The sequence below is a fragment of the Geobacter anodireducens genome, assembly GCA_001628815.1.
GTDB lineage: Bacteria > Desulfobacterota > Desulfuromonadia > Geobacterales > Geobacteraceae > Geobacter > Geobacter anodireducens.
In genome coordinates this window covers 1,798,221-1,822,462 of the sequence record CP014963.1, presented here as the reverse complement: position 1 = coordinate 1,822,462, position 24,242 = coordinate 1,798,221, and the positions used below count along the sequence as shown (strand labels likewise).

Below are 24,242 nucleotides of genomic sequence, written 5' to 3'. Positions count from 1 at the left end.
TAACGTCTGGAGGTGACACCATGAAAAGCACCGCAACATCCCCCGTCGATCACTCCCCCGAACGGATCACCGTCGAGCTTGTCGAGTGGCCCTATGCTCACGACTGCGGCAACAACGTCGAAACCTACGACATCACGCATTGGTCTCCGGAACAACGCTGTAGCTTCCATGCTTTCCTTGATGCCAACGGTGCTATCCGCATGCCTCCTGAGTTCGCCGAATGAACAGCAATGCGGTGAATCACCGCCCTTTCTCCTGTGTCGTACCGTCGCTCCCAGCGGCTCCAGCGGGGGCGACGGATCGGCAACAGCCGGGGCCGGTTGTGCCGGCCACGGCATATGAAACCCCATGGGGTTTCAAGGGGGGCCAGCGGGGGGACGTGTCCCCCCGGTCAACAGCCTCGGGGTCTGGGAGGGTACCGACCCCTTCAACAACCCCGACCGCTGCCCCGGATCGGGAAGGCTCCCGGAAAGTGACGGGTATAGTAACACGTCACTTTACTGCCAAATTGGCACTTCATTCAGATTCGGTCGGAGAGGGCACCACACAAGGGTTTACGGCAAAACACGGGAATATATCGGAAGCCATATTCACTAATAATAACCGACAGTTAAAATGTCGGACAAAATTCGGAGGGGAAATGTGGAAAAGTCACAGTTCAGCGACGTAAAGAGGGGGGGGATGACCCACAAGGTTACCTTTCGCCTCGATGCAAAACACCACCAGGAGCTTGAGTCTTGCGCCGATACCCTTCACGCCTCGGTCTCGTTCCTTGTCCGACACCTCGTGGTCCGCTTCCTGGAAGATCAGCGGCGCAATAACCCCACGTCCGTTGCGCGTCTCAGAGGTATGCCATGATCGAGGCCCGCCCTGCTCTCCCGGTTGATATCGACCGGCTGCTCTTGGACGTGAACACCCAGTTCAACCCGTTACGCCCTGAGTTCCTGCTGGACTTCCACGTCTCCGGCGCCCAGGACGGCCTCGTCTACGTCTCCTTTGCCCTCCCGGAAGGCATGACCCGGCTTTTCGTCTCGTTCCTTCAGTCCATGGCCGGTTTCTTCCGCTTCGTGGACATCAAGGCCCGTTCCGCTTCCGCCATCGTCAAGGCTCACGATCCGGCTGAGCTTGAGAAAGTGGAAGTGATGCAGAAAGACTTCCACAAAGAGGTCTGCGAGATCTTCGACCAACTCACCGCTGACGGCGTGGAAGTGAAAGAGGCAGTCAGGCGCACGAATTCCGCCCTGAAGGCTTCCGGCTCCCCTTGGGCGACCTATGAGACCATTTCGAGCGTTCTCCGATCTGCGGGACGATTTCGGCGGCGGAAGGGGGTGAAACGATGATTCGTGAACCTCCCTTGAGCTATCGGCCATTTCAATGGCTCGACTGGCTCGTCTGGCTGAAGAAACAGGAACAACAGGCGTATCGAAAAAACCGATAGACAATGACAGACAAACGTCCTAAAAAGGCAGACAAGTAACCGCTGTCATTTCAGGTAAGGGAAAGCTGCATTAACCAACAAAATCAGTTACATAGATTATATCTTATGGGACGTTAACAACGTCCGGATGTGACACCATGAAAAACGCCAGGGTCCCCCTCCGTTGGTCATTCGCTCTGTCGGTGGCAGACGTCCTAGACATTTGCAGGGTTGGCTTCGGCCCTGGCCGTGTCGGCAATCAGCTTTCTCAGCTTCGTTATGGTGGCGCGCTCCATTGGTTTGCCGGTGATGCTGCTTTTGGGTACCCGGTAAATGTCGCCAAGCGCATAGATGGTACATTCGATTATCACTTTACCTTCTTTTAAGTATATATGTGAATAATCGACAAACGAGCCTCCTCGTCGAATAGTTACGACATCTGTTTCATAGGCAATGTTCCTACTGCGCAGAAACTCCTCCACCTCTTCGCTTGACTCAGCAAACAGATGCAGGTCGATGTCGCTTGCAGCGGTTACTGCCCCAGTGAGCACCGACCCGACCAGAAACGGACGGAACAGCGCCAGCATTTCCATACAGCGCAGGGCTGTGCAGCGCATCTGGTGCAGCCGCTCCGGGAGAGTCTTCTCTTCATGGATTGCGATGAGTCGCTGGAGCTCCTTATGGATCTCAGCATTGCTGGGCAGATGCGAACCGAGCGAGAGGCTCTTTTCCGGCCCGAAACGTCTCGCCGCCTTTCGTTTGGCGTCGCGGTATTCGCTCACCCCCTCGGCATACATGAGGCGGGCCGCTTCCTGCGCAATGAGTTGCCGAATTCTGTCTTCTCTCATATACATTTACAGTATATCAAGGCGTTGGCAGAGTTACACACGGGCACCCCATGGTTCGGTTTACGAAACCCGGAGTCGACGCCGGATGGTGGTATACTCTATTGTATCCAGATACTCATGATGTTTTCCCCAGTTGCCGCCCTCCCCGTTCTGAGTCGGTACAGGGTGGGGCGGTACGATTCCGGAGGGGATCATGGTGCGATTGCCAAGAGAGTGCCATGAGCGTCTTGCGAAACGGTTTGCGAGGAGTGTGGTGCTGAGATCGTGGAGGAGCGGCTGCGGGTGGTTTCGTATGCGACGCATTGCGTCAGTTGTCAGGCCCGGCAGAAAGGTCCGCCCCATGGATCGGGCGTGACCCTCTGACGAGTACGGCGCGGGAGGCGACCATGCGGGAAGCGATGTTCTACGAGCGGCTGAACGATAACCTTGTCCGTTGCGGTCTCTGCCGGCATCGTTGCCAGATCGGCGACGGTGCCCGTGGCATCTGCGCGGTGCGGGAAAATCGGGGAGGAACCCTCTATTCTCTCGTCTACGGCAAGCTGGTGGCGGAAAACGTTGACCCCATCGAGAAAAAACCTCTGTTTCACGTGCTGCCGGGGAGCAGATCCTTTTCCATAGCTACGGTGGGATGCAATTTCCGCTGCCGCCATTGTCAGAACTACTCGATTTCTCAGGTGCCCCCCAAAGCTCCCATCCTGGGCGAGGATCACTCGCCCCAGTCCGTGATCCGGAAGGCTCAAGCCACGGGCTGCCGCTCCATTGCTTACACCTACACCGAACCAACCATTTTCTTCGAGTTTGCCTATGACACCGCCCGCCTCGCCAAGGAGGCCGAGCTGCTGAATACGTTCGTCACCAACGGCTATATCACGAAAAAGGCGCTGACTACAGCGGCGCCGTACCTGGATGCGGCGAATATCGACCTGAAGGGGTTCAGCGAGGGATTCTACCGCGACTACATCCATGCCCGCCTTTCCGAAGTGCTCGACTCGATCGTGGAGCACCGGAAGCTCGGTATCTGGCTTGAACTGACCACGCTCGTCATCCCGGGATTGAATGATTCCGATGAGGAACTGCAGGGTATCGCCTCGTTCATAGCGGGCAATCTGGGGGTGGATACCCCCTGGCATGTGACCCAGTTCTACCCCACCTACCAGTTGACCGACCGGCCCCGGACCCCGGTGGCAACCCTGCGCCGGGCACGGGACATCGGCAAGGCGGCAGGGTTGCGCTATGTGTACGAAGGAAATGTCCCCGGTGAGGGGGAGAGAATACTTTTTGCCCTTCCTGTGCCGCCCTGCTGATCGGCCGCCACGGATATCTCATTGAAAGGAACAGGATCGAAAACGGAGCCTGTCCCGACTGCGGCGCGGTCATCGCCGGCATCGGCATGTGACCGCTGTCAGATCTTCCGGTTGTCGATGACCCGCTGGGCCTTGCCCTCGTGACGCGGGATGCTGTTGGGCTCCACGAGCTTCACTGTTGCCCCCACGCCGAGGACCGAGTCTATCCGCTTTTCCACCATCTCCAGGAAGGCCTTCTGCTTCTTCATCTCGTCGAAGAAGATGTTCTCGGTCACCTCGATGTGCACTTCGAGCACATCCTGAGCTCCGTGACGCTCCAGGACGATCTGGTAATGGGGCTCGCATCCTTCGATGGCGAAGAGGATCTCTTCGATCTGGGAGGGGAAGACGTTGACCCCTTTGACGATGAGCATGTCGTCGCTTCGGCCCATGGTCTTCTTCATCCGCACATTGGTTCTGCCGCACGCGCAGGGGGCATAGTCCAGGCTCGTGATGTCGCGGGTCCGGTAACGGATCATGGGGAACGCTTCTTTGGTGAGGGTGGTCAGCACCAGCTCTCCGATGCTTCCAGGCGGCAGCACTTCCCCTGTTTCCGGGTCGATGATTTCCGCGATAAAGGCATCCTCGGAGATGTGCATGCCACACTTGTACTCGCAGTCGCCGGCCACGCCCGGGCCGATGATCTCGGACAGGCCATAGTTGTCGGTGGCGCTGACGAAAAGGCGGTTTTCGATCTCTCTGCGCATGGCCTCGGACCAAGGCTCTGCCCCGAAGAGACCAACCTTCAGCGAAAGGCTTTTCGGATCGATCCCCATCTTTTCCATCCGGTCGGCAATGGTGATGGCATAGCTGGGGGTGCAGACAAGGGCCGTGGTCTTGTAGTCCTGCATGATCATAATCTGCTTTTCGGTATTGCCGGCGCTCATGGGGATGACCGACGCGCCGATGGCCTCCGCGCCGTAGTGGAGACCGAAGCGCCGGTGAACAGGCCGTAGCCGAAGGCGATCTGGACCACGTCATCGTGGGTGACGCCTGCGGCGGTCATGAAGCGGGCCACCAGGTTGGACCAGACCTTGATGTCGTGCTTGGTGTAGCCGACCACGGTCGGTTTGCCGGTGGTCCCGGATGACGAGTGGATCCGCACCACTTCCCGCAGGGGGACCGCGAACATGCCGTAGGGGTAGTTCAGGCGCAGATCTTCCTTGGTGGTGAACGGGAGTTTCTTCAGATCCTCCAGCGACTGGATGTCTTCGGGAACAATGCCACGTTCGGTGAACTTGTTGCGGTAACAGGTTACGTTCTTGAACGCCCTGTTGAGTGTTGCCTGGAGCCGTTCAAGCTGGAGTTGCTCAAGCTCCTCCCTCTGCATGCATTCGTACTGTTGATCCCAGATCTGCATACGCTTATCTCTCCCAGATCTCCTTTTTGTCCTTGCCTAAGTATGCGCGCTGAACCTCTTTGTTTTCCAATAGGTCAGGGGCCATCCCTTCAAGTATCACTTTACCTGTCTCTATGACGTAGCCCCGGTCGGCCATCTTGAGGGCTGCCTTGGCGTTCTGCTCGACCAGAAGCACGGTTGTCCCCCGATCACGTCGCAGCTGCTCGATAACCTTGAAAATCTCTTGCACTACCAGGGGAGCCAACCCCATGGACGGTTCATCCAGCAGCAGCAGCTTGGGCCGTGCCATGAGGGCCCTGCCCATGGCGAGCATCTGCTGTTCGCCGCCGGAAAGGGTGCCGGCAGCCTGCTTGCGGCGTTCGTGCAGACGGGGGAACAGCGCGTAAATGTCATCCAGGTCTTTGCGGATGTTGCCCCGCCCTTCCCTGCCGCGATACCGGAGATAAGCGCCCAGCTCAAGGTTGTCCTCCACCGACAGGGGCTTGAACACCTGGCGCCCTTCGGGGACCTGGCAGATGCCGAGTTTCACGATCCGGTCCGGCCCGAGTCCGGCCAGGTCCTGGTCCTCGAAGAGGATCTTGCCCGCTGCCGGCGGCGTGACCGCGGAAATGGAGTTGAGCATGGTGGTCTTGCCGGCGCCGTTGGCGCCGATCAGCGTAACGATCTCCCCCCTGTTGAGATGCAGGGAGATATTCTTGAGCGCATGGACCTTGCCGTAGTAGGTATTGACGTTCTTGATCGTTAACATAAATGACCGGGTATGCCTAGCCTTCGCCCAGATAGGCCGCTATGACGTCGGGATTTTCCTGGATCTCACGCGGCGTCCCCTGGGCAAGCGTGCGTCCCAGGTTCAGTACCACTATCGCCTCGCAGATGTCCATCACAAGCTCCATGTCGTGCTCGACCAGGGCCACGGTAACGCCCGACTCGCGGATCTTCTGAATCAGGCGCGCCAACTCCAGGGTTTCACGACTGTTGAGGCCCGCGGCAGGCTCATCCATGAGGATGAGCTTCGGCTCCAACGCCATGGAGCGTGCAATTTCAAGGAGTCGCCCCTTGCCGAAGGGAAGATTGGCGGCATCCACGTCGGCCAGGTCGGCAATGCCGGTGAATTCGAGCCAGTGCAGCGCCCGTTCGCGCAGCCGCCGCTCTTCGGCCATCTGCCAGGGAGCGCGAAGCGCCGAGGCGAAGATGCCGCTTTTCCCCTTTGTATGGAGTCCCACCATGACGTTTTCAAGCACCGTCATCTTGCCGAAGAGCTCGATGTTCTGAAAGGTGCGGACCATGCCGAGGGTGGCGAGTTTCTCCGGCGCCAGGCGGGTCACGTTTCTGCCGTCCAGCAGGACTGTTCCGGCAGTGGGGGTGTAGATGCCGGTCACGATATTGAACAGCGTGGTCTTGCCGGCCCCGTTGGGCCCGATGATACCGGTGATGCCTCCACCCTGAATGGTAAAGGAAACATCGTCAAGAGCCGTAACGCCGCCGAAGCGCTGGGTGATTCCACGGACCTCAAGCATCGGCAGTCCCCTTATCCACGCGGGAGCGGAACCGGTGCAGCAGATCCGGGATGCCGCGCACGAGCCGCCGGGCATGAACATGGTCATGAAGATGAGGAGCAGGCCGTACACCACGATATCATAGTCCTGGAACGCCCTGAGCAGTTCGGGGAGAAGGGTCAGGAGCGTGGCGCCGAGGAATGAGCCATAGATGCTTCCGAGCCCGCCGATGATTACCATGGTGACCAGTTCCACTGAAAAATTGAACCCGAACGACGTGGGCGAGACAAAGGTCATGGTATGGGCATAGAGGCTCCCGGCCACCGAGGAGATGACCGCCGACAGGGCGAACACCTGTACCTTCAGGAGGCGCACGTTGACCCCCATGACCCGGGCAGCCACTTCGGAGTCGTGAATGGCGCGCAGCCCCCTGCCGATACGCGAATTGACCAGGTTGACGGAGAGAAGAATGGTTACCAGGGCGATGCCCCAGATGAGATAGTAGTTTTTCAGGTCCGAGTCAAAGGTCACGGAGCCGACCTCCAGATTCGGGATCCCGGGGAACCCCGAGGGGCCGCCCGTCAACTCCACTGCCTCGTTGAAGATGATGTAGACGATGATCCCGAAGCCGAGGGTGGCCATGGCCAGGTAGTGTCCCTTGAGTTTCAGGATCGGGAAGCCGATGGCAAATGCAAGAATGCCGACCGCGCCCGCGACTGCCACCATGGCAAGCCATGGATTCCAGCCATAGGTCGCGGTGAGGATGCCCGAGGCATAGGCGCCGAGCCCGAAGAATGCGGCCTGCCCCAGAGATATCTGCCCGGCATAGCCCAGAAGCAGGTTGAGTGCAACGGCGAGCATGGTGTGGATGCCGACAAAGACAAAAACATTAAGCAGGTAGCCCTCAGAGATCAGTACCGGCAGCGCCATGATCAACAGTGAGAAGGCGATGAATCTCGCACTCTGAAGTTTTGCTAGAGATAATACATGCATCATGTTGATTTTCCGTTCAGTTACACGCGCTCGGTCTCGCCCTTGCGGAACAATCCCTGGGGACGGACAAAGAGAATCAGCAACAGGATGATAAAGGCAATGGCGTCCTTGTAGCCGGAGGAAAAGAGTCCCGCGCCAAGCGATTCCAGGATGCCGAGGAGAATGCCACCCAGGATGGTGCCGAGGCCGCTGCTCATGCCGCCGATGATGGCGGCGCAGAATCCTTTGAGGCCGAGCATGATGCCCACATCGTAGGAGGTCATGGTGAGCGGAGCGATGATGATGCCGGCCAGGGAACCCATTGCCGAGCTGATGGCAAAGGAAAAGAGCACCATGCGCCGCACATCGATCCCCACCAGGCCGGCGGCCCGGCGGTTATAGGCGCAAGCCCGCATAGCCTTGCCGCTGATGGTGTAGTTGAAGTAGAGCTTGCTGCAGATCATGACAACGATGGTCACCGTAAAGATCCAGAGGTGCTGAGGCAGGATGGTCGCCTCCCCCAGATGGATCGGCTCATTGCCCGAGAATGTGGGAATGGCGTGGGTGTCCTTGCCCCAGATGATCATGGCAATACCGCGGATGAGAATGCTGCCGCCGATGGTGATGATGACGAGGCTGATGGGCGAGGCATTCTTCATGGGACGGATGGCGAGGCGTTCGAACACCACTCCCACGAGGGTGGTGGCGCCGATTGCCAGGATTATGGCTGCCAGCAGCGGCAGATTCAGGGCCGTCAGAAAGAAGAGCGTAAACATGCCGCCGAGCATCACGAGTTCGCCCTGGGCGAAATTGATGATGCCGGTGGCGTTATGAATAATGGCGAATCCCACCCCGATCAGGGAATAAATGGCCCCCGTGGAAAGTCCGGAAAGGAGATACTGTGCTAGCTGATGGCCTAAATTCATGGTGTTTGCATCCGGCTCACAATGAGGGAGCGCAGGCCGGGACAGCCTGCGCTCCCATGATTCGGTCGATAGGGCGTGGAACGTGCGCTACTTGACGAGGGCAAAGTCCTTGTTGTGGATGGTCACGAGGACAAAGGCATCCTTGCCGAGACCGGCATGGTCGGCGGCAGAGTAGGTAAAGATGCCTCCAATGCCCGCGAAGTTTCTGGTCTTCTCCAGTTGGTCACGGATGGCGGCAGGCCTGTCGCCTCCGCGCTCCAGGGCTCCCTTCAGCAGCATCACCGCATCCCAGGCATGGCCGCCGAAATGGTCACCCTCGGCCCTGAATTGCTTCTGGTAGTCCTTGACGTATGCCATGAGCGACTTCTTCTGCTTGTCCGCGGCGGGGAGCAGGTCGGCGACGATGACCCGTCCCGACGGCAGCATGATTCCTTCGGCAGCTTCGCCGGCAAGCTCGATGAACTTCTTGGATGAGACGCCATGGCTCATGTAGACGGGAATGGCGAGCCCAAGCTGCCTGGCGTTGCGGGCAATGACGGCGGGGCCGGGGTTGGTGCCCCAGCAGATCACTGCCTGGGCGCCGCTGCCGCGGATCTTGGTGAGCTGGGCCGTCATATCCGTGTCCTTGGGCCCATACGTGTCATCGGAAACGATCTGGATGCCGTGTTGCGCCGCCTGGGCCTTGAGCTGCTCGCGCCCGGAAGAGCCGAACCCGTCGGACACCGTCAGGATCGCCACCTTGCTCATCCTGAGGCGGTTGAGGTTCTCATAGATCTTTGCCACCGCAAGCCCGTCGTTCTGGGCGGTCTTGAAGACCCATTTTTTCGCTGGTTCGGTGATCTTGCTGCCGGCAGCGCAGGAAATGAGGGGAATCTGCGCCTTTTCAACGATGGGGATGACCGCCATGGTGTCCCCGGTCGTGCTGGGGCCGATGATGGCAACCACCTTGTCATCCTTGATGAGCCGGTTGGCCGCTTGCACGGCCTTGGTGGCGTCGCCCTGCGTGTCATAGACGATCAGTTCGACTTTTCTTCCCTTGATGCCGCCGGAGGCGTTGATCTTGTTGACCATCATCTGGGCGGTGTTCCGTTCCGGCTCCCCCAGGAACGATGCTGGTCCGGTCACGGCGAAGAGTGCGCCGATCCGGATGGGAGACGCGGCAAACACGTTGGCAGCCAGCACCATGAACGATGCGGCGAGCGTCAGGATAAAGGATCCTCTTTTCAGCATCACACCCCTCCCCATGTGTTATTTGACCAGTTCCCAGTCGCCTTTGGTCACACGGACCATCTCAAAGGCCGAGAGATCCAGACCGTTATGATCCGCGGGAGACATGGTGAAGATCCCCGAGACGCTGACCAGTTTCCGGGTCTGCTCAAGGCCGTCCCTGATCTGCTGGGGAGCGGTTCCCTTTTTCATGGCACCGCTAATCAGGAGGAACGCATCATAGGCATAGCCGCCGAAGGTCGAAGCCTCCACGCCGTACGCCTTGCGATAGGATTCATCATAGGACTTGAGCAGCTTGTACTGGTGATCGTTCTTGGGAAGCTTGTCGAAAATGGCAAGCTTGCCCGCCGGCAACATGATTCCCTCGGCGGCGTCAGCCCCGGCCAGTTCGATGAACTTTTTGGACGCGACACCGTGGCTCATGTAGAGCGGAACCTTGATCCCGAGCTGCTTCATGTTGCGGGCAATGAGCGCAGGCCCCGGATTGGTTCCCCAGCAGATAACCGCGTCGGGCTTGGCAGCCTTGATCTTGGTGAGCTGGGCGGTCATGTCGGTATCCTTGGGGCCGTACACTTCATCGGCCACAATCCTGAAGCCCTTCTGGCCGGCCAGGGCCTTGAGCTGTTCGCGCCCCGAGGAGCCGAAGCCGTCGGAAACGGTAATAATGGCAAGAGACTTCTGCTTCAGCCTGGCCGCCTGGATCAGGATCTTTTCGGCAGCCACATGGTCATTGGCCGGGGTCTTGAACACCCACTTCTTGACCGGTTCGGTAATCTTGATGCCGGCGGCGCAGGAAATGAGCGGAATTCTCTCCTTTTCCGCCAGGGGTATGACCGCCATTGTTTCGCCGGTGGTGCTCGGCCCCACGATGACGCTCACCTTGTCGTTCTTGATCAGTTTGTTGGCCAGCTGAACCGCCTTGGTCACGTCTCCCTGGGTGTCGTAGACCACCAGTTCGAGCTTGCGGCCGCCGACCCCACCCCTGGCATTGGCGTCCTTCACCAGCATCTCCAGGGTGTTTTTCTCGGGCTCACCCAGAAACGAGGCGGGGCCGGTTATGGAAAAAAGCGCCCCGATCCTGAACGGCTCGGCTGCCGAGGCCATGCCGGCCACCAGCAGGCCGACGATACCGACGATAACGGCGAAGATTCTGTTCATGCTCCCCCCTCCTCCCTGATGCGATTACATCGCGTACAGGCGCTCTCCCTCAAGGACAGTGAATCCGCTGCTGATGAGGGCCGTGATGGCCTTCTCGGTCTCATCGAAACGGAAGATGATCACCGCGTTCTCGCCGCACCGCTCCACGAAAGCATACATGTATTCCACATTGATACTCTCCCGGTCCAGCGACTGGAGGATCTGGGACAGCCCGCCGGGCCGGTCCGGGACTTCGACGGCCACAACTTCGGTCTTGCTGACCGTGAACCCCCTGTCTTTTAGGACCTGCTTGGCCTTCTCCCGGTCATTGACGATGAGTCGAAGGATGCCGAAATCCGAGGTGTCGGCCAGGGACAGGGCCCTGATGTTGACCCCTGCCTCGCCGAGGATGCGCGTCACTTCCGCCAGGCGGCCCGACTTGTTTTCTATGAAGATCGAAATCTGCTCTACTTTCATGGCTTCCTCCCCGTGAGGCCGGAATGGTTGCGTGATGCATTGTCAACTGATCAGCCGGTTGTCGATGACCCTTTTTGCCTTACCCTCGCTCCGGGCGATGGTCTGGGGCTCCACCAGCCTCACCTTGCAGGTGACGCCGAGCAGGTCCTTGATCTCCTTCTCGATGCTGTGCGAAAGGGCCTGGAGCACCTTGATCTCGTCCGAGAAGAGCTGCTCGTCCACCTCGACCTGCACTTCAAGAGTGTCCAGGTTGTCCTTGCGATCGATGATGAGGAGGTAGTGGGGCTCGACCCCTTCGATCCGCATGAGGATCGATTCGATCTGGGACGGGAACACGTTGACCCCGCGGATGATGAGCATATCGTCGCTGCGCCCCGTCATGCGCGAGAGGCGGGCATGGGTGCGTCCGCAACTGCACGGCTCGTAGGTGAGGCTCGTGATGTCCCGGGTGCGGTAGCGGATAAGAGGGATGCCTTCCTTGGTGATGGTGGTGATGACCAGTTCGCCCCGCTCCCCCTCGGGCAGCACCTCGCCCGTGTCGGGATTGATGATCTCGGGAATGAAGTGGTCCTCCCAGATATGGAGGCCCTTCTTGGCTTCGCGGCACTCGATGGCCACGCCGGGCCCCATGATCTCCGACAGGCCGTAGATGTCAATGGCACAGAGGTTGAGCTTCTGTTCGATCTCGGTGCGCATCGATTCGGACCACGGCTCGGCGCCGAAGATGCCCACGTGAAGCTTGAGCTGGCGGAAGTCAACCCCTTCCTCCCGGGCAGCCTCGGCCATGAACAGAGAGTAGGAAGGGGTGCAGGTAAGGACCGTCGAGCCGAAGTCCTTCATGATCATGATCTGCTTCTTGGTGTTGCCGCCGGACATGGGAATGACCGAGGCTCCCAGTCGCTCGGCACCGTAGTGGGCGCCGAGGCCGCCGGTAAAGAGTCCGTAGCCGTAGGCGTTGTGAATGATGTCACCCTTGTGGACGCCGGCGGCGGCAAAGGAGCGCGCCATGAGTTCCGACCAGATTTCGATGTCTTTCCGTGTGTAACCGACCACGGTCGGCTTGCCGGTGGTCCCGCTCGACGCATGGATCCGCACGATGTCGTCCATGGAGGCGGCAAACAGGCCGTAGGGGTAACTGTCGCGCATGTCCTGCTTCACGGTAAAGGGAAGCCGCCGGAGATCGTCAAGGGATTTGATACAGCCGGAGGTAATGCCGGCGCGCTCGAAGCTCTGGCGGTAGAACGGCACGGCTGTCTGAACGCGGGCAACGGCCGCCTGGAGGCGCTTGAGCTGCACGGCTTCCAGTGCCTTGCGGGGAAGCGTTTCAAACTCTTCGTTGTGGTAACTCATGGCAACCTCGACTGTTACAGGGCTCTGCCCAACTGGAAGGCCTTACGGTTCACATCGAGCGCCTTGGGGGGAACCATCCGCTCCAGGGCCTTGTGCCAGCATTCGTCAGGGATGTCGAGTCGCTTGGCCACGGCACCCAGGAGCACCGTGTTGGCGGCCCTGACATTGCCGGCCTCGGCGGCGAGGTGCTGTCCGTCCACAAGAAGAAAATCGGGGAACAGCGTCCGAATCCTGTCCGGCAGATCATCGGGGTAGCTCGCCTGCCCCAGGAGCACCGACGGCGGCGAAATGCGCAGGTCGTTGGCCACCACGGTACCCCCCTTCCTGAGCAGGGGCAGATAGCGATAGGTTTCCATCAGCTCGAAGCCGAAGAGGATGTCCCCCTCCCTTCGGGCACGATGGGCGAATGGACTTCCTTGCCGTAGCGGACATGGGAGACAACGCTCCCTCCCCGCTGGGACATGCCGTGGATCTCGCTCTTTTTCACGTCGAACCCGGCCAGCATGAATGCCTCGGAGAGGATTTCGGACGCGAGCAGGATTCCCTGCCCGCCCACGCCCACCAGGAGGATGTTGGTGATGGTGTCGCTCATTGGGCCCTCCCGATGGCATCGAACTTACAGAGCTGGCGGCAGACATCGCAGCCGTTGCAGAGCAGGGGGTCGATCTTGGCCTTCCCCTTTTTGCCGTCCGGCGCGGGAATCCATTCAATTGCCGGGCAACCGATCTTCAGGCACGCCTTGCAGCCGGTGCAGTGGTCCTGGTCGACGGACAGGACGAGCCCCTTCTGGAAGACCCCTTCCCGCTTCACCAGCACGCAGGGACGGTTGGTGATGATCACCGACGGCTCGGGACGGTTCATCTCCTCCTGAAGAGCCGCGCGGGTCTGGTCGAGGTCCAGGGGGTCCACCACCCGCACGTGCTGGATGCCGAGGGCCGTGCAGAGCTGGACCAGATCCACCGCGTTGGTGGAATCGTTCATCAGGGTCCAGCCGGACGCCGGATTGTCCTGGCGCCCCGTCATGGCCGTGATCCTGTTGTCGAGAATCACCACCGTTGCGGGGGCTTTATTGTAGGCCATCTCCATGAGGCTGTTGACGCCCGTGTGGAGGAAGGTCGAGTCGCCGATCACTGCCACGACCTTTTTCTTCTCCTCGTCCGAAAGGACGCGCACGATGCCGCTGGCGCTGCTGATGCTCGCCCCCATGCAGACACAGGTATCCATGGCGTTGAGGGGCGGCATGAAGCCGAGTGTGTAGCAGCCTATGTCACCGGTCACATAGGCCTTCAACTGGTTGAGTGTGAAAAAGACGCCGCGATGGGGACAGCCGGGGCACATGTTCGGCGGACGGCCCGGAAGATTCTCCACCGTCACCTGGGGGGCACCGGGGATGCCGAAGGCGGCACGCAGCCGACCCGGTGTCAGTTCTCCGCACAGGGGGATGACGTCCTTGCCGGTGACGCTGATGCCGGCAGCCTTCACCTGATCCTCGATAAACGCGTCCAGCTCCTCCACCACGATAAGCTTCGAGACCTTCGAGGCAAACTCCCTGACAAGCTCCATGGGGAGAGGATACACCATGCCGAGCTTGAGCACCGAGGCGTTGGGGAACACCTCGCGAACATACTGGTAAGACACCCCCGCGGTTATGATGCCGAGTTCCGTGTCGCGCATCTCCACCCGGTTGACGGCAGCGGTGCGACCATAGTCCGCAAGCTTCAGGAGCCGCTCTTCCACAAAGGGGTGCCGCACCCGGGCATTGCCGGGGAGCATGACGAGCTTGGCGGGATTCTTGACGAGCTTCGGCGTGGGGAGGCCGGTTGCCGGTTCACCCAGCTCCACGATCGATTTGCCGTGGGATATCCGGGTGCAACTGCGGAGCATGACCGGGGTATCGAATTGCTCCGAAATCTCGAATGCAAGCCTGGTGAAATCCTTGCACTCCTGGGAATCAGCCGGCTCCAGCATCGGGACCTTGGCGAACCGTGCATAGTTGCGGCTGTCCTGCTCGTCCTGGGACGAATGCATCTCGGGGTCATCCGCCACGACCAGCACCAATCCGCCACCCACCCCGGTGTACGACAGGGTGAAGAGCGGGTCGGCCGCCACGTTGACTCCCACGTGCTTCATGCAGGCGATGGAACGGCCGCCGCCGAACGAGGCGCCGATCGCGACCTCCAGGGCAACCTTTTCGTTGGGTGCCCATGAAGCGTCAATTTCCTTGTAGTTGACGATGGTTTCGAGAATTTCGGTGGAGGGGGTACCCGGATAGGCACTGGCAACCTTCACCCCCGCCTCGAAGGCTCCTCGGGCGATGGCTTCGTTGCCGGATAGAATTTCCTTCATGGTTGTCTGGTTCCTGAAAAATAAAATAAGGGGCATGCCCCCCTAAAAAGGTGCAAAGACTATACAAATAAGGGGATTGTAAGTCAACTGCTTTGTAAAACGGGTTTTTACTGCCAAAGAACTGTTTGGTCGGACCAAACTCGCCCGACCTGTTGACAGTGCGGCATACTCCCGTACCATGTGAAGAAAACGAAGTAATTCAGCAATGGGGAGGTCACTATGAAGCGGGTTATTCGGGAAGCAGCAGTGGGACTGGGCCTGTGTGCGCTTGCATTGTCTGCTGATGCCGCTGGGCCGGCGGACAGGGGCAGGGAGCTTTTTGAAAGTACACAACTGGGAACGAGCGGCACAAGCTGCAGCAGTTGTCATCCCGGCGGGAAAAAGCTCGAATGGGCCGGCTCCAGCTACGATGACGCGAAGCTTGCCGCAATTGTAAACCGTTGCATTGAAAAGGCCCTCAAGGGGAAACCGCTCGACCCGGACGGAGAAGACATGAAGGCCCTTATGCAGCACATCAGGAGCTTTGGGAATCCCGGGGGCTAACTATTCAACGGTGCGGGCAAGGCCGATCAGGGCACCTTCCAGCAAGCCGAAGTCGCTGACGGTCATGGTTTCGAAGCCGAACAGGTCCATAGTGGCAAGTGTTATGAGCGTTCCGGCCACGATAAGATCTTCCCTCCCCTTTTCCAGGCCGGGCACCGTCAGGCGTTCGGCCGGGGAAAGGGGAAGAAGCAGGGCCAGAATACGCGCGATTTCATCACGGGACAGCAGGTGGTTGTTGACTCGCCGATAATCGTAATCGGTCATTCCCAGGCTGATGGCGGCCAGGGTCGTTGCCGTGCCGGCAGTGCCCACCAGCGTCGCTCCCGCAAGCTGTCCATCGAGTGCCCTGCCGGCCAGCCGTTCCCTGAGCCCGGCGAGTTCGCGCCCGACCTTCTCCTCCATGGCCGGCAGGTCGGGCTTGCCTTCCGTCAACCTCACCACCCCCAGGGGAAGACTCTCGGTGTACAGGGGAGCGTTCCCGTTGGCAAGGGTGTATTCGGTGCTCCCTCCCCCCACGTCAAAAACGAAGAATCGTCCCTCCTTCCGGTCGAGGCCCGACAGGACCCCCGCCAGAGTCAGAAGCCCCTCCTCTTCCCCGTCGATCACTTCCAGGCTGATGCCGGTCCGCTCGACCACGTGGGCGCAAAAATCCGCGCCGTTCACGGCGTCCCGAACCGCGCTGGTCGCCACGGCCCGCACACGGACGACGCCCGCGCGGCGCATCTCGTCCGCAAAGTCGACAAGAGCGGCCAGTGAGCGGTCCCACGCCACCCGCGAAATCCCCCGCTCATCTGTAAACCCTCCACCAAGTCGGGTTATGTGACGCCTTACGAGCAGGTGCTCAATCCGGCCCTCCTCTACTTTCCCGATCAGGAGGCGGGCCGTATTGGTGCCAAGGTCGATGGAGGCTGCCGGGAACGACATCAGGTGAACTCCTTCCTGGTTTCGATGATGGTGACGCTCGAGTCGGCGGCCTTCACAAAGGCAGTGATCATGTCAGCGTAGATTATGCCAGCGCGAACAGAGCACTTGCCTGCCGAGAGGCGCTTGATGTGTCCATCAAGCATTGCCTCGCGCTGCCGGCCCACTTCGTTGCGCAGCGTCCGGCCCTGCTCGACGGCATCGGGCGGCGGATTATCCATAGTCTCGACCGCCAGGTCAACGAGCTTCTCCACTGTCCGGGCGAGGTGCCTGATCTCGGTCATGGCAGCGTTGGAAAAGAGGAGCTTTTCCTCCTTCTTGCGCCTCAGATAGTCGAGGACCGCCTCGCTCTGGTCCGCCACATGTTCCAGTTCGCCGATCAACTGGAGCATGACCGGGATTTCCATTGATTCCTCGGGCGCGAGCTCACGCCGCGACAGTGAGACGAGAAAATCGGTCAGGTCCCGCTGGAGGATATCGACCGCGATCTCCTTCTGGCGGATGCCCACGGCCTTTCGGGCATCGTAGCGGAAAAACTGCTCGACCATTTCACAATACATGGTCCGGGAGATGCCTGCCATGCGCCTCAACTCGCTGCGCGCCTGCAGCAGTGCAATCGTCGGTGTATTGAGCACCCGCGGATCGATGAACACGGTGCGGGCCTCCACGCTGGATGCCCGCTCGCTGCCGGGAATGATGCGCGGCGCGGTGCGTGCGAAAAAGCCGATGAGCGGCAGGAAAATAACCGCGCTCATGATGCTGAACAGGGTGTGGGTATTGGCCAGGACCCGGGAGATGCCGGCGGATGATGCGATATCCTCCGGAGAGATGTAGGTGACAAAGGAAAGGTACGAGGGAAATACCAGCATCACCACCACGACGGCAAGGACGTTTACCATGAAGTAGAAAAAGACCGTCCGCTTCGCCTCAAGTGTTCCGCCGATCGAGGCAAAGGCCGTGATTACAGAAGTCCCGAGGAGTTCGCCGATCACCATGGCGGCTCCGGTTTCGAAGGAGACCAGGCTGCTCCCCGCCAGGGCCATGATCACGGCGATGGCGGTGCTTCCCGACTGGACGAGCAAGGTGAGCGTCGCACCGAACAGAACGGCGGCAGCCGTTTGGGGATGAACAAACCCTGGTGGGTGAACACAATGGCATATTCCTGGAGCGGCTGGAGATTCGACTCCATGATGCGAAGTCCAAGGAACAGGAGCCCGGCGCCCAGAATGAGTTCACCGGCATTCACCCACCTCCGCCGGCGGAGGAAACAACGCAGACAGACCCCCACGAAAACGGCCGGCAGGGCAAAGGAGCTGATCTTGAAGGCGATGAACTGGACGGCAAGGGTCGTGCCGATGCCGGTTCCCAGGAGGATGCCCAGGGCCTGGTAGAGAGAGATGAGCCCCGCATTGATGAACCCGACCGTGATGATGCACGCGGCGCTGGACGACTGGAGGAGCGACGACAGGGTGCTGCCGAGAAGGGCTGCGGTCAGGCGGTTTCCGGCAATGCGCTCCAGGTGGCGCCGAAACCGGTCGCCGGCAATCTTCTGGAGCCCCTCGGACATGGTCTTCATGCCGAGGATGAAAACGCCGAGCCCGCCCAGGGCTTCTAGGATGGAGAGGTACTGCATGGGTCCGGTTACGGGCGGAAGCTACTTGCCGACCACGAAGGGGAAGAGGAAGTCGGGCGCCGCCGACTTTGAGCTGCCGCTGCGGTAGATGAAAAGCTTCACTTCCTTGACGGCGCCGAGATCGATCCGGAAGTAGACGAGTCCGGTCGTCTTTGCTCCGGGGATCACCGGGTCGGCCGCCAGCGCGCGGGTCTGGATGTCCTGGGGATACACCTCGTAGTAGTAGGGAAGCTGCGACTCAGTGGTGTTGTAGAAGGAGGTCCGCTCGTAGTCTTCCAGATAATAGAACCCGACGTAGGGATAGGGAATGAGATAGTAGGAATCCCGGCTCATCAGCTCTTTGACCTTTTCGGGAGTCAGGGGGAGGTACTGGCGATTCTGGTCGTCAAGCAGCACGAAAGAACCCGCATCGAACCCGATTTCCCGCGGGGACTGGTTGTCGATGGTGACCACGAAGGCAGTCACTGTCCCATCAAGATTGTAGGACACCATCTCCGTGTTGGAATTTGCCACAGTGATGGATACACCGTCTTTGGCGACGGTCTGGGAGTTGTCGGAGAGGTTCACGACTCCCTGCGGTACCTGCTGGGGAATGACCTTGATGCCGCTGCAACCGGCGAGAAGCAGCACCGCGATGAAAAAGGCTAACATGTGGGCTTTCATGGCAGGACCCCCTGAATGGCTGGCGAACAGGAAAGAGTGTAGCATGTTTCGACCCGGCTGTCCCTGCGAGATTGCCGGATAGAAATGAAGCCCCGCTCATCCGTGCGGATTATGGCCGGGACGGCGTACCGGCCCGCGATACATGCACTGCCGCAAAATCGTCGGAGAGCGTCAGAATCCGGATGAATTCGCGTCCATTGCCCGCTGATTCCGGTGCCGCGGCAAGAAAGATCTCTTGGGTGAGGGAGTGGCTGCTCCTGAGGTATTTTTCAGCCAGCAGGGCAAGGCTGAGGGAATTGCGCACCCGCTCCTCACCGTCGGCTCCACGGGAAGCAAACCCTTCGATCATGACGATGCGCCGGCCGTCAAGGACTGCTACCCTGGCTGCCGCCGCGTCCAGTTGCTTGCGGACCGAGCGGTCAAGGCAGAACGTTTCGCCCGAGGGGCGTATGAATGCCACCTCTTCCCGCGGCTGTCTCTCGGCAGCGAAAGCAGCAATGCCGGCCAGGACACCGAAGGCGATGGCCAGAAATGTAAGTACGTGTCTCACGGCCTACTCTTCCTTGGCAATCAGAAATAGGATCTCGCCCCGGCGGTTGAACTTTCTCCCTTCGGCAGTCTTGTTGTCGCCAATGGGCCTGGATTTGCCGAGCCCCTTCACAAAAAGGCGGGTCGGGTCGATCCCCTCTCGGGCAATGAGATAGCTGGCCACGGAAATGGCACGTTTGAGCGACAGATCCATGTTGTAGCCGGCCGAGCCGATGTTGTCCGTATGGCCGTCGATCCGGAGATAGACCCACCGCTTGTCCCTGCGGATCTGCTCGGCGACCTCGGAAAGAGCCTTTTTCCCTTCAGCGGAAAGGTTCCACTGATCGAAATCGAAGGAAACGTCGGGAAAGCGGAATTTCCGGTAAACGGTCATTGCTTCCGGAATATTCTCGTGCGCGGCGGATGCCACCTGGAAATTCTGGCCCTTGACATCGACGCTGTACAGGGGGGTAACCCCTTCCAGCCTGCTCAGGGTGTATTCAAGGGCCACATTCTCGTGACCGTCAACGGATCGGGTGGCCAGGCGCACCTCCTCGCCCCCCTGCCCCAGCGCCACCTCTTCGGAGGCGGCTGCCACCGCAACGGGGGCATTTGCGGCCTGGGCGGCAAGGGTCACCTTTCCGTATGGCTTGATAACGATATCTTCCCTGTCCTGGCCGAGGGGGACCTCAAGCGTGCTGACCGGAGCCGGCTGGGAAAGGGAGCTGATCAGGAGGGGTGAGATCGGAATGATCTTTCTGATCTTCGCAGGTTCTTGCTTCTTTTGCTTTTCACCTTCGAAGTCACCGCCCCCCAGGCGAGGGACGGGCTTGATATAGGTACCGACGCCTTGACAGGCGGTGAGACCGGCCACGGCGCGCCAATCTGGCTGGCATCGGAAAGACCGAGCCCGCCGGCAAGGTTGAGGGTGAGGTGCGGCGAGATATAGTACTGGAGCCCGAGGAGCCCCTCCAGGGGAGCGTCTTGATCTGCGAAGCGCCCGGTGCTTCCCGTCAGCTCCGCCGTGAACCTCATGCGGGTTGCAGGCGTATAGTCGATGCCGAAGCCGTAGAGTATTTCATCGTCAACCGGCCTGTTGGCGGGAGAGCCTGTGAAGAGGTAGCCCAGGTTGCCGTGCACGCCGAGCTGTTCAGTGGAATAGGAGGTAATGATCCGGCCGCCGCCGTGGGTCGTTCCATCCACATCGGGGTCTTCGGATATCTCTCGTTGCACAAAGAGATCGACTGCGGCCTTCAGGGGGGAGCTTCTCGTGCCGAGAAAACGGAGTTTGGTCCCGATTTCGGCATAGCCTCGGCCGGACCTGTCCTCATCGCCGTTGAACAACAGGTTCGGATAGCTGCCGTATATTTCCCAGAACGAACCAATGCCGAGCGTGAGCGAAGCGGGGAGGGTCAGGGCGTTATCAGTCTGCGTACCGGTGCCTATCCCCCACAATCCGACGCAGATGTTGCCCGCATCGAGGGTTTCGGCCGACGGGACCACAACGAGTCCCGTCTCGCCGCTGATGGATGGGTTAGCAAAAACCTCTGTGGCGAGCAGCGAGAGGAAGATTGTAAGAATTACCCGAAGTCTCTGCATTAAGAGGTGTCATCCGGAACGCTGACTAGATAGAAGTTTGACCACCGACTCACCAGATGTGCAAGCAGGAATCAGTTACTATCTACGCGCTCCTTCAGCTCCTTGCCGACCTTGAAAAATGGAAGTTTCTTGGGTTTGACCTCTATGGGTTCGCCGGTTTTGGGATTGCGCCCCGTATAGGACTTGTAATCCTTGACGACAAAACTCCCGAAACCGCGAATCTCAATTCGCTCATTGCGGATCATCGCACTACTCATGGCGTCGAATACAATATTGACGACTTCCTCAGCCTTTTTGTAGGTGAGGCCCTTCTCCGCCGCCAATGCCTCAATCAGTTCGGATTTGTTCATTCCCGTCCTCCTCAATAAAGTGAATAGACTACGATCTGCATCGCATGAAAGCGAGAACAGTATCCGTTACTATCTTTTCGGCGGGCAGGAGCGAAACTTTACCGATGAAGTCCAAATAATTTCAACAACATCGCAGTTGTTTCGCCACGTACGCAGCATCAGCGTGGCGCCCGCTCGCCTCAAGCATTGGTACGAGCCGTTGTGCGGCCTCCTTTTTCAGTGCGCCGCCAAGGAGCCGGGAGTAATGCTCAATGGCCGCGTCATGCTCTCCCCGGGCCTGCCGAAGGTCTCCCAGGAACAATTCTGCCTGTTCAGGGAGAATGTCCCGTTCGACCATGCTTTCCAGCAGAGCGATCGCCTCGTCAAAGCGGTTGCTCTCGGCCAGGAACTGGACAAGCCCCAGGTTGCCGAGGGGATTTCCCTCGTTGAGCTGCAAACAGCGGCGCAGAAGCGCTTCACACCGTCTACGGTCTCCCTCGCGGTGCGAGAGGAGTGAAAGCTCGTAGAGGAGCACATCGTTTTCGCCCTGGGCAAGCAGACGCTCAAAGATGACCCATGCCGTGCCGAGGTCTCCGTCGTGAGCGGCCAAATAGCCTTCTGCAAATTCCTTTCCCAAACCGAGATATCGCTCCGGCAAATCACCCGGCAAGGGGCGAACCAGGAGCTCAAACCGGTCCGACTCAGAGAGGCCGTCTTCTGAAATCTCCGCAGAATCGCTAGGATGGCAACTTGAGGACGAGCATCCCCCGCCACAGTTCTTTGAATGGACATGCGTGGCTGGCTGGGGAGCTGATTCCAGTGACGAGAGAAGTTTTCCCGTCTTTTCCCGTATGGTTACGTCATCTGCCAACTCCAGTGACAATTTAAGGTGATCCTCGGCCTTGTGCATGTCACCCCCCCGGATGCAGGCCTCGGCCTCCTCGATATTGGCTTCCGCCAGGCGGTTGCCGGCCATGGCCATCTTTTCCCTGATGGCAGCCGACAGGCCCGCAGATGACGGATCGGATGCGTCAAGAGCTTCCAGCGCGTCATCAAATGCTACCCGTGCATCGGCGTAGCGTCCGGCAGCAAGAAACTTGTCCCCCTTTTCCATACATTTGGCGGGGTCTTTGCGAAACAGCTTCCTGAAAAACATGACTACCTCCCGAAAAATCTTAACTTGGTGTACTTAATGACTATTGATCCCGTGACTAACCATTCAATCACTGCGGCAGCTCGCTGCGTTCCGCGCCCCGATAGAACGAAGCAAGCGCTTGCCGTTTATGTGGTTAGCCACCAAAGTAACAAATATCTGGCCGACCGGGGTCGGGCCATTGCTGCGTAACGTCAGGAGCGGACCAGAAGTGTCACGCTCTCTATGTGGTAGGTCTGGGGAAACATGTCGACGCCATGACTGCCGACCACGCGGTATCCCGCCTTGCGCAGCGTCCCGAGATCGCGCCCGAGCGTCGGCGGATCGCAGGAGACATACACGATGCGTTCCGGGGCCAGCATCGCCACTTCGCCGACCGCATTCCGGGCACCGGTCCGGGGAGGATCCAGGAGCACCGTGTCGAAATGCTCACCCGCCGCTCTCAGGCGGCGGGTGCCGTCTGCGGCGTCGATTACGACAAACTCCACGTCATTGATCCCGTTGAAGTCCGCGTTTTTCCGTGCGTCGTCGATTGATGGCCCGTAGTCCTCGATTCCGACGAGCCGCGCTCCGCCGGATGCCAGGGGAAGCGAAAAATTGCCGTTGCCGCAAAACAGATCGAGCACCCGCCGACCACGCTCCACTCCTGCCAGTTGCAGGGCTTTGCTCACCAGCACCCGATTCTGGCGATAGTTAACCTGGGAGAACCCTCCCCTTCTGAACGACAGGGACAGGGGGCGCCCCTTGTCGCCCAGGCCGGGGACGGCGTACGATAGCGAATCGGCTCCCCAGACGGGCATGATGGAGTCCTTGCGTCCGCACTGGAGATGAATGCCGGTCACCGAAGCCAGGTTGGGCCGGATCGAGCGGAAAAAGTCATTGGTTCGACCGGGATCGTCTCCGATATAGTGTACGACCAGAAGAACCTGCCCGTCTTCGCCGGTTGCAGCGTCGATCTGGGGAATCTTGTCCGGCTCGGGAAAATCCGGCAGAACCGATCTCAGGTCCCGCAGGGACTGATTGATGGCAGGGGCACAGATGGCGCATTCGTCGGGCGCATCGATTACATAGTGGGATCCCCTGCGATAGAAGCCCATGTGCAGGCGCCCGCCGCTCCACCGCACCTTGAACTGGGCCCGGCACCGATAGCCAAAGGGATTGTTCGCAACGGCAAAGGGGGCGACGGCATCCCGCTCGACCCGTCCGAAACGCCACAGAGCATCTGCGAAGATGCGTTCCTTGGCTTCCGTCTGGGCATCGTAGCGCAGGTGCTGCCACGAGCACCCGCCACAGATTCCGAAGACCGGGCACGGCGGTGCGGTGCGGTCGGCGGACGGTTCAAGAATCTCCAGTGCCTCGCCCTCCAGATAGGACGGCTTGTCCACGGCAACCCGGATGCGGACGAGGTCGCCCGGAGCGGTAAACGGCACGAAGCAGGCCTTGCCTTCAAGCCGCCCGAAACCGGCCCCGCCAAAGGCGAGGGATTCAATGCGGACACGCGCCTCAGTCATGGCCGGAAACAAGGAACACCGGTGCTTTCAGCCGTTTGCCGCGGGCGCGTTCCAACTCCGAGTGAACGAACCGTGCCGGGAAGGCGTGAGACGAAACATACCTGAGCGAATGGCTCGTAAAATGCGCCATCAGTTGCTGCTTCACATCGTCCGTAGAGGAGGTGGGAACCCCCATCTGCTCGACGAAACGACGGTAGCTTACGTGATCGCCCAGAAGGCGGCGGGCCTCCTCGAAGGCGGCGGCATTGTCGAAATGAGCGGCATCGAGCCGGATGTCACAGGCAATTTCCAGCCGCACCAGGTGAAAATCACCGAAATAATGACGCGTATGGTCCAAAAAACGAACCGTGAGGCCGTTCTGGAGGGGAACTTCGCGCAATACCGTAGCCATAGTGTATTAAGTTGACCTTCGCTGGGGGATCTCGTGATGACGCATTGAGCATAATACGCCTGCCCCATGGAA

The 24,242-nt window shown here is 59.6% G+C and carries 20 protein-coding genes and 6 pseudogenes; 5 read left to right on the top strand and 21 right to left on the bottom strand.

Annotated elements, in window-relative coordinates:
• Positions 1 to 20 precede the first annotated feature (20 nt).
• The 3 genes from A2G06_08325 to A2G06_08315 all read left to right on the top strand — a co-directional run bounded on the left by A2G06_08325 (position 21) and on the right by A2G06_08315 (position 1,340).
• On the top strand, positions 21 to 224 hold the full coding sequence (locus tag A2G06_08325) for a hypothetical protein (protein ID ANA40302.1): 204 nt from the start codon (positions 21 to 23) through the stop codon (positions 222 to 224).
• A gap of 418 nt (positions 225 to 642) precedes the next feature.
• On the top strand, positions 643 to 858 hold the full coding sequence (locus A2G06_08320; GenBank protein ANA40301.1) for a hypothetical protein: 216 nt from the start codon (positions 643 to 645) through the stop codon (positions 856 to 858).
• Positions 855 to 1,340 carry a hypothetical protein gene (locus A2G06_08315; protein ID ANA40300.1) on the top strand — a complete coding sequence of 162 codons (486 nt, stop codon included), beginning with the start codon at positions 855 to 857 and terminating at the stop codon, positions 1,338 to 1,340. Before A2G06_08320 ends, A2G06_08315 begins: the two co-directional genes overlap by 4 nt.
• A gap of 292 nt (positions 1,341 to 1,632) precedes the next feature.
• On the opposite strand, the gene A2G06_08310 is transcribed toward A2G06_08315, so the two are convergent.
• On the bottom strand, positions 1,633 to 2,265 hold the full coding sequence (locus A2G06_08310; protein ID ANA41635.1) for a hypothetical protein: 633 nt from the start codon (positions 2,263 to 2,265) through the stop codon (positions 1,633 to 1,635).
• Positions 2,266 to 2,651: 386 nt separating this feature from the next.
• Between A2G06_08310 and A2G06_08305 the strand changes: the two are divergent.
• Positions 2,652 to 3,661: pseudogene (locus A2G06_08305) on the top strand (radical SAM protein).
• A 6-nt stretch (positions 3,662 to 3,667) separates the two neighbouring features.
• On the opposite strand, the pseudogene A2G06_08300 reads toward A2G06_08305, so the two are convergent.
• From A2G06_08300 to A2G06_08250, 11 genes and pseudogenes are all read right to left on the bottom strand, one after another.
• Positions 3,668 to 4,968: pseudogene (locus A2G06_08300) on the bottom strand (phenylacetate--CoA ligase).
• A 4-nt stretch (positions 4,969 to 4,972) separates the two neighbouring features.
• Positions 4,973 to 5,716, bottom strand: a complete 744-nt coding sequence (gene livF, locus A2G06_08295) for an ABC transporter ATP-binding protein (protein ID ANA40299.1) — start codon at positions 5,714 to 5,716, stop codon at positions 4,973 to 4,975.
• Positions 5,717 to 5,732: 16 nt separating this feature from the next.
• Positions 5,733 to 6,485: an ABC transporter ATP-binding protein gene (gene livG, locus A2G06_08290; GenBank protein ANA40298.1), complete on the bottom strand. Its 753-nt coding sequence runs from the start codon at positions 6,483 to 6,485 to the stop codon at positions 5,733 to 5,735.
• Positions 6,478 to 7,457: pseudogene (locus A2G06_08285) on the bottom strand (branched-chain amino acid ABC transporter permease). Before A2G06_08285 ends, livG begins: the two are co-directional and overlap by 8 nt.
• Positions 7,458 to 7,477: 20 nt before the next feature.
• Positions 7,478 to 8,362, bottom strand: coding sequence for an ABC transporter permease (locus tag A2G06_08280; GenBank protein ID ANA40297.1), 885 nt, complete (start codon positions 8,360 to 8,362; stop codon positions 7,478 to 7,480).
• Between the two features lie 87 nt (positions 8,363 to 8,449).
• The gene (locus A2G06_08275) at positions 8,450 to 9,592 is read right to left on the bottom strand and encodes an ABC transporter substrate-binding protein (protein ID ANA40296.1); all 1,143 of its coding nucleotides are present in this window, start codon (positions 9,590 to 9,592) and stop codon (positions 8,450 to 8,452) included.
• An 18-nt stretch (positions 9,593 to 9,610) separates the two neighbouring features.
• Positions 9,611 to 10,747, bottom strand: coding sequence for an ABC transporter substrate-binding protein (locus tag A2G06_08270; protein ANA40295.1), 1,137 nt, complete (start codon positions 10,745 to 10,747; stop codon positions 9,611 to 9,613).
• A 24-nt stretch (positions 10,748 to 10,771) separates the two neighbouring features.
• Positions 10,772 to 11,203, bottom strand: a complete 432-nt coding sequence (locus A2G06_08265; protein ANA40294.1) for an amino acid-binding protein — start codon at positions 11,201 to 11,203, stop codon at positions 10,772 to 10,774.
• A 42-nt stretch (positions 11,204 to 11,245) separates the two neighbouring features.
• Entirely contained in the window at positions 11,246 to 12,553 is a 1,308-nt protein-coding gene (locus A2G06_08260) for a phenylacetate--CoA ligase (GenBank protein ANA40293.1), read from the bottom strand.
• A gap of 14 nt (positions 12,554 to 12,567) precedes the next feature.
• A pseudogene (locus A2G06_08255) lies at positions 12,568 to 13,145 on the bottom strand (indolepyruvate oxidoreductase subunit beta).
• The gene (locus A2G06_08250; GenBank protein ANA40292.1) at positions 13,142 to 14,899 is read right to left on the bottom strand and encodes an indolepyruvate ferredoxin oxidoreductase subunit alpha; all 1,758 of its coding nucleotides are present in this window, start codon (positions 14,897 to 14,899) and stop codon (positions 13,142 to 13,144) included. Before A2G06_08250 ends, A2G06_08255 begins: the two are co-directional and overlap by 4 nt.
• A gap of 219 nt (positions 14,900 to 15,118) precedes the next feature.
• On the opposite strand from A2G06_08250, the gene A2G06_08245 reads away from it, so the two are divergent.
• Positions 15,119 to 15,442 carry a cytochrome C gene (locus A2G06_08245; protein ID ANA40291.1) on the top strand — a complete coding sequence of 108 codons (324 nt, stop codon included), beginning with the start codon at positions 15,119 to 15,121 and terminating at the stop codon, positions 15,440 to 15,442.
• Here A2G06_08245 and A2G06_08240 read toward each other — a convergent pair whose 3' ends face one another.
• From A2G06_08240 to A2G06_08200, 9 genes and pseudogenes are all read right to left on the bottom strand, one after another.
• Positions 15,443 to 16,366, bottom strand: a complete 924-nt coding sequence (locus A2G06_08240; GenBank protein ANA40290.1) for an exopolyphosphatase — start codon at positions 16,364 to 16,366, stop codon at positions 15,443 to 15,445.
• A pseudogene (locus A2G06_08235) lies at positions 16,366 to 17,996 on the bottom strand (sodium:phosphate symporter). The gene A2G06_08240 and the pseudogene A2G06_08235 overlap by 1 nt, the downstream one beginning before the upstream one ends.
• Positions 17,997 to 18,017: 21 nt before the next feature.
• Positions 18,018 to 18,659 carry a hypothetical protein gene (locus A2G06_08230; protein ID ANA40289.1) on the bottom strand — a complete coding sequence of 214 codons (642 nt, stop codon included), beginning with the start codon at positions 18,657 to 18,659 and terminating at the stop codon, positions 18,018 to 18,020.
• Positions 18,660 to 18,768: 109 nt separating this feature from the next.
• Positions 18,769 to 19,209, bottom strand: coding sequence for a hypothetical protein (locus A2G06_08225; protein ID ANA40288.1), 441 nt, complete (start codon positions 19,207 to 19,209; stop codon positions 18,769 to 18,771).
• A gap of 3 nt (positions 19,210 to 19,212) precedes the next feature.
• Positions 19,213 to 20,786: pseudogene (locus tag A2G06_08220) on the bottom strand (hypothetical protein).
• A gap of 71 nt (positions 20,787 to 20,857) precedes the next feature.
• Entirely contained in the window at positions 20,858 to 21,136 is a 279-nt protein-coding gene (locus A2G06_08215; GenBank protein ID ANA40287.1) for an integration host factor subunit beta, read from the bottom strand.
• A 121-nt stretch (positions 21,137 to 21,257) separates the two neighbouring features.
• Positions 21,258 to 22,271: a hypothetical protein gene (locus A2G06_08210; protein ANA40286.1), complete on the bottom strand. Its 1,014-nt coding sequence runs from the start codon at positions 22,269 to 22,271 to the stop codon at positions 21,258 to 21,260.
• A 191-nt stretch (positions 22,272 to 22,462) separates the two neighbouring features.
• Entirely contained in the window at positions 22,463 to 23,779 is a 1,317-nt protein-coding gene (locus A2G06_08205; GenBank protein ID ANA40285.1) for an RNA methyltransferase, read from the bottom strand.
• On the bottom strand, positions 23,772 to 24,170 hold the full coding sequence (locus A2G06_08200; protein ID ANA40284.1) for a hypothetical protein: 399 nt from the start codon (positions 24,168 to 24,170) through the stop codon (positions 23,772 to 23,774). Before A2G06_08200 ends, A2G06_08205 begins: the two co-directional genes overlap by 8 nt.
• Positions 24,171 to 24,242 lie beyond the last annotated feature (72 nt).

Excerpts from the sequence above, each read along its gene's own strand:
- livF (ANA40299.1), bottom strand. The coding sequence starts at position 5,716 with ATGTTAACGATCAAGAACGTCAATACCTACTACGGCAAGGTCCATGCG.
- livG (ANA40298.1), bottom strand. The coding sequence starts at position 6,485 with ATGCTTGAGGTCCGTGGAATCACCCAGCGCTTCGGCGGCGTTACGGCT.
- A2G06_08325 (ANA40302.1), top strand. The coding sequence starts at position 21 with ATGAAAAGCACCGCAACATCCCCCGTCGATCACTCCCCCGAACGGATC.
- A2G06_08215 (ANA40287.1), bottom strand. The coding sequence starts at position 21,136 with ATGAACAAATCCGAACTGATTGAGGCATTGGCGGCGGAGAAGGGCCTC.
- A2G06_08270 (ANA40295.1), bottom strand. The coding sequence starts at position 10,747 with ATGAACAGAATCTTCGCCGTTATCGTCGGTATCGTCGGCCTGCTGGTG.
- A2G06_08280 (ANA40297.1), bottom strand. The coding sequence starts at position 8,362 with ATGAATTTAGGCCATCAGCTAGCACAGTATCTCCTTTCCGGACTTTCC.
- A2G06_08260 (ANA40293.1), bottom strand. The coding sequence starts at position 12,553 with ATGAGTTACCACAACGAAGAGTTTGAAACGCTTCCCCGCAAGGCACTG.
- A2G06_08275 (ANA40296.1), bottom strand. The coding sequence starts at position 9,592 with ATGCTGAAAAGAGGATCCTTTATCCTGACGCTCGCCGCATCGTTCATG.
- A2G06_08210 (ANA40286.1), bottom strand. The coding sequence starts at position 22,271 with ATGTTTTTCAGGAAGCTGTTTCGCAAAGACCCCGCCAAATGTATGGAA.
- A2G06_08200 (ANA40284.1), bottom strand. The coding sequence starts at position 24,170 with ATGGCTACGGTATTGCGCGAAGTTCCCCTCCAGAACGGCCTCACGGTT.
- A2G06_08265 (ANA40294.1), bottom strand. The coding sequence starts at position 11,203 with ATGAAAGTAGAGCAGATTTCGATCTTCATAGAAAACAAGTCGGGCCGC.
- A2G06_08310 (ANA41635.1), bottom strand. The coding sequence starts at position 2,265 with ATGAGAGAAGACAGAATTCGGCAACTCATTGCGCAGGAAGCGGCCCGC.
- A2G06_08240 (ANA40290.1), bottom strand. The coding sequence starts at position 16,366 with ATGTCGTTCCCGGCAGCCTCCATCGACCTTGGCACCAATACGGCCCGC.
- A2G06_08250 (ANA40292.1), bottom strand. The coding sequence starts at position 14,899 with ATGAAGGAAATTCTATCCGGCAACGAAGCCATCGCCCGAGGAGCCTTC.
- A2G06_08245 (ANA40291.1), top strand. The coding sequence starts at position 15,119 with ATGAAGCGGGTTATTCGGGAAGCAGCAGTGGGACTGGGCCTGTGTGCG.
- A2G06_08230 (ANA40289.1), bottom strand. The coding sequence starts at position 18,659 with ATGAAAGCCCACATGTTAGCCTTTTTCATCGCGGTGCTGCTTCTCGCC.
- A2G06_08315 (ANA40300.1), top strand. The coding sequence starts at position 855 with ATGATCGAGGCCCGCCCTGCTCTCCCGGTTGATATCGACCGGCTGCTC.
- A2G06_08205 (ANA40285.1), bottom strand. The coding sequence starts at position 23,779 with ATGACTGAGGCGCGTGTCCGCATTGAATCCCTCGCCTTTGGCGGGGCC.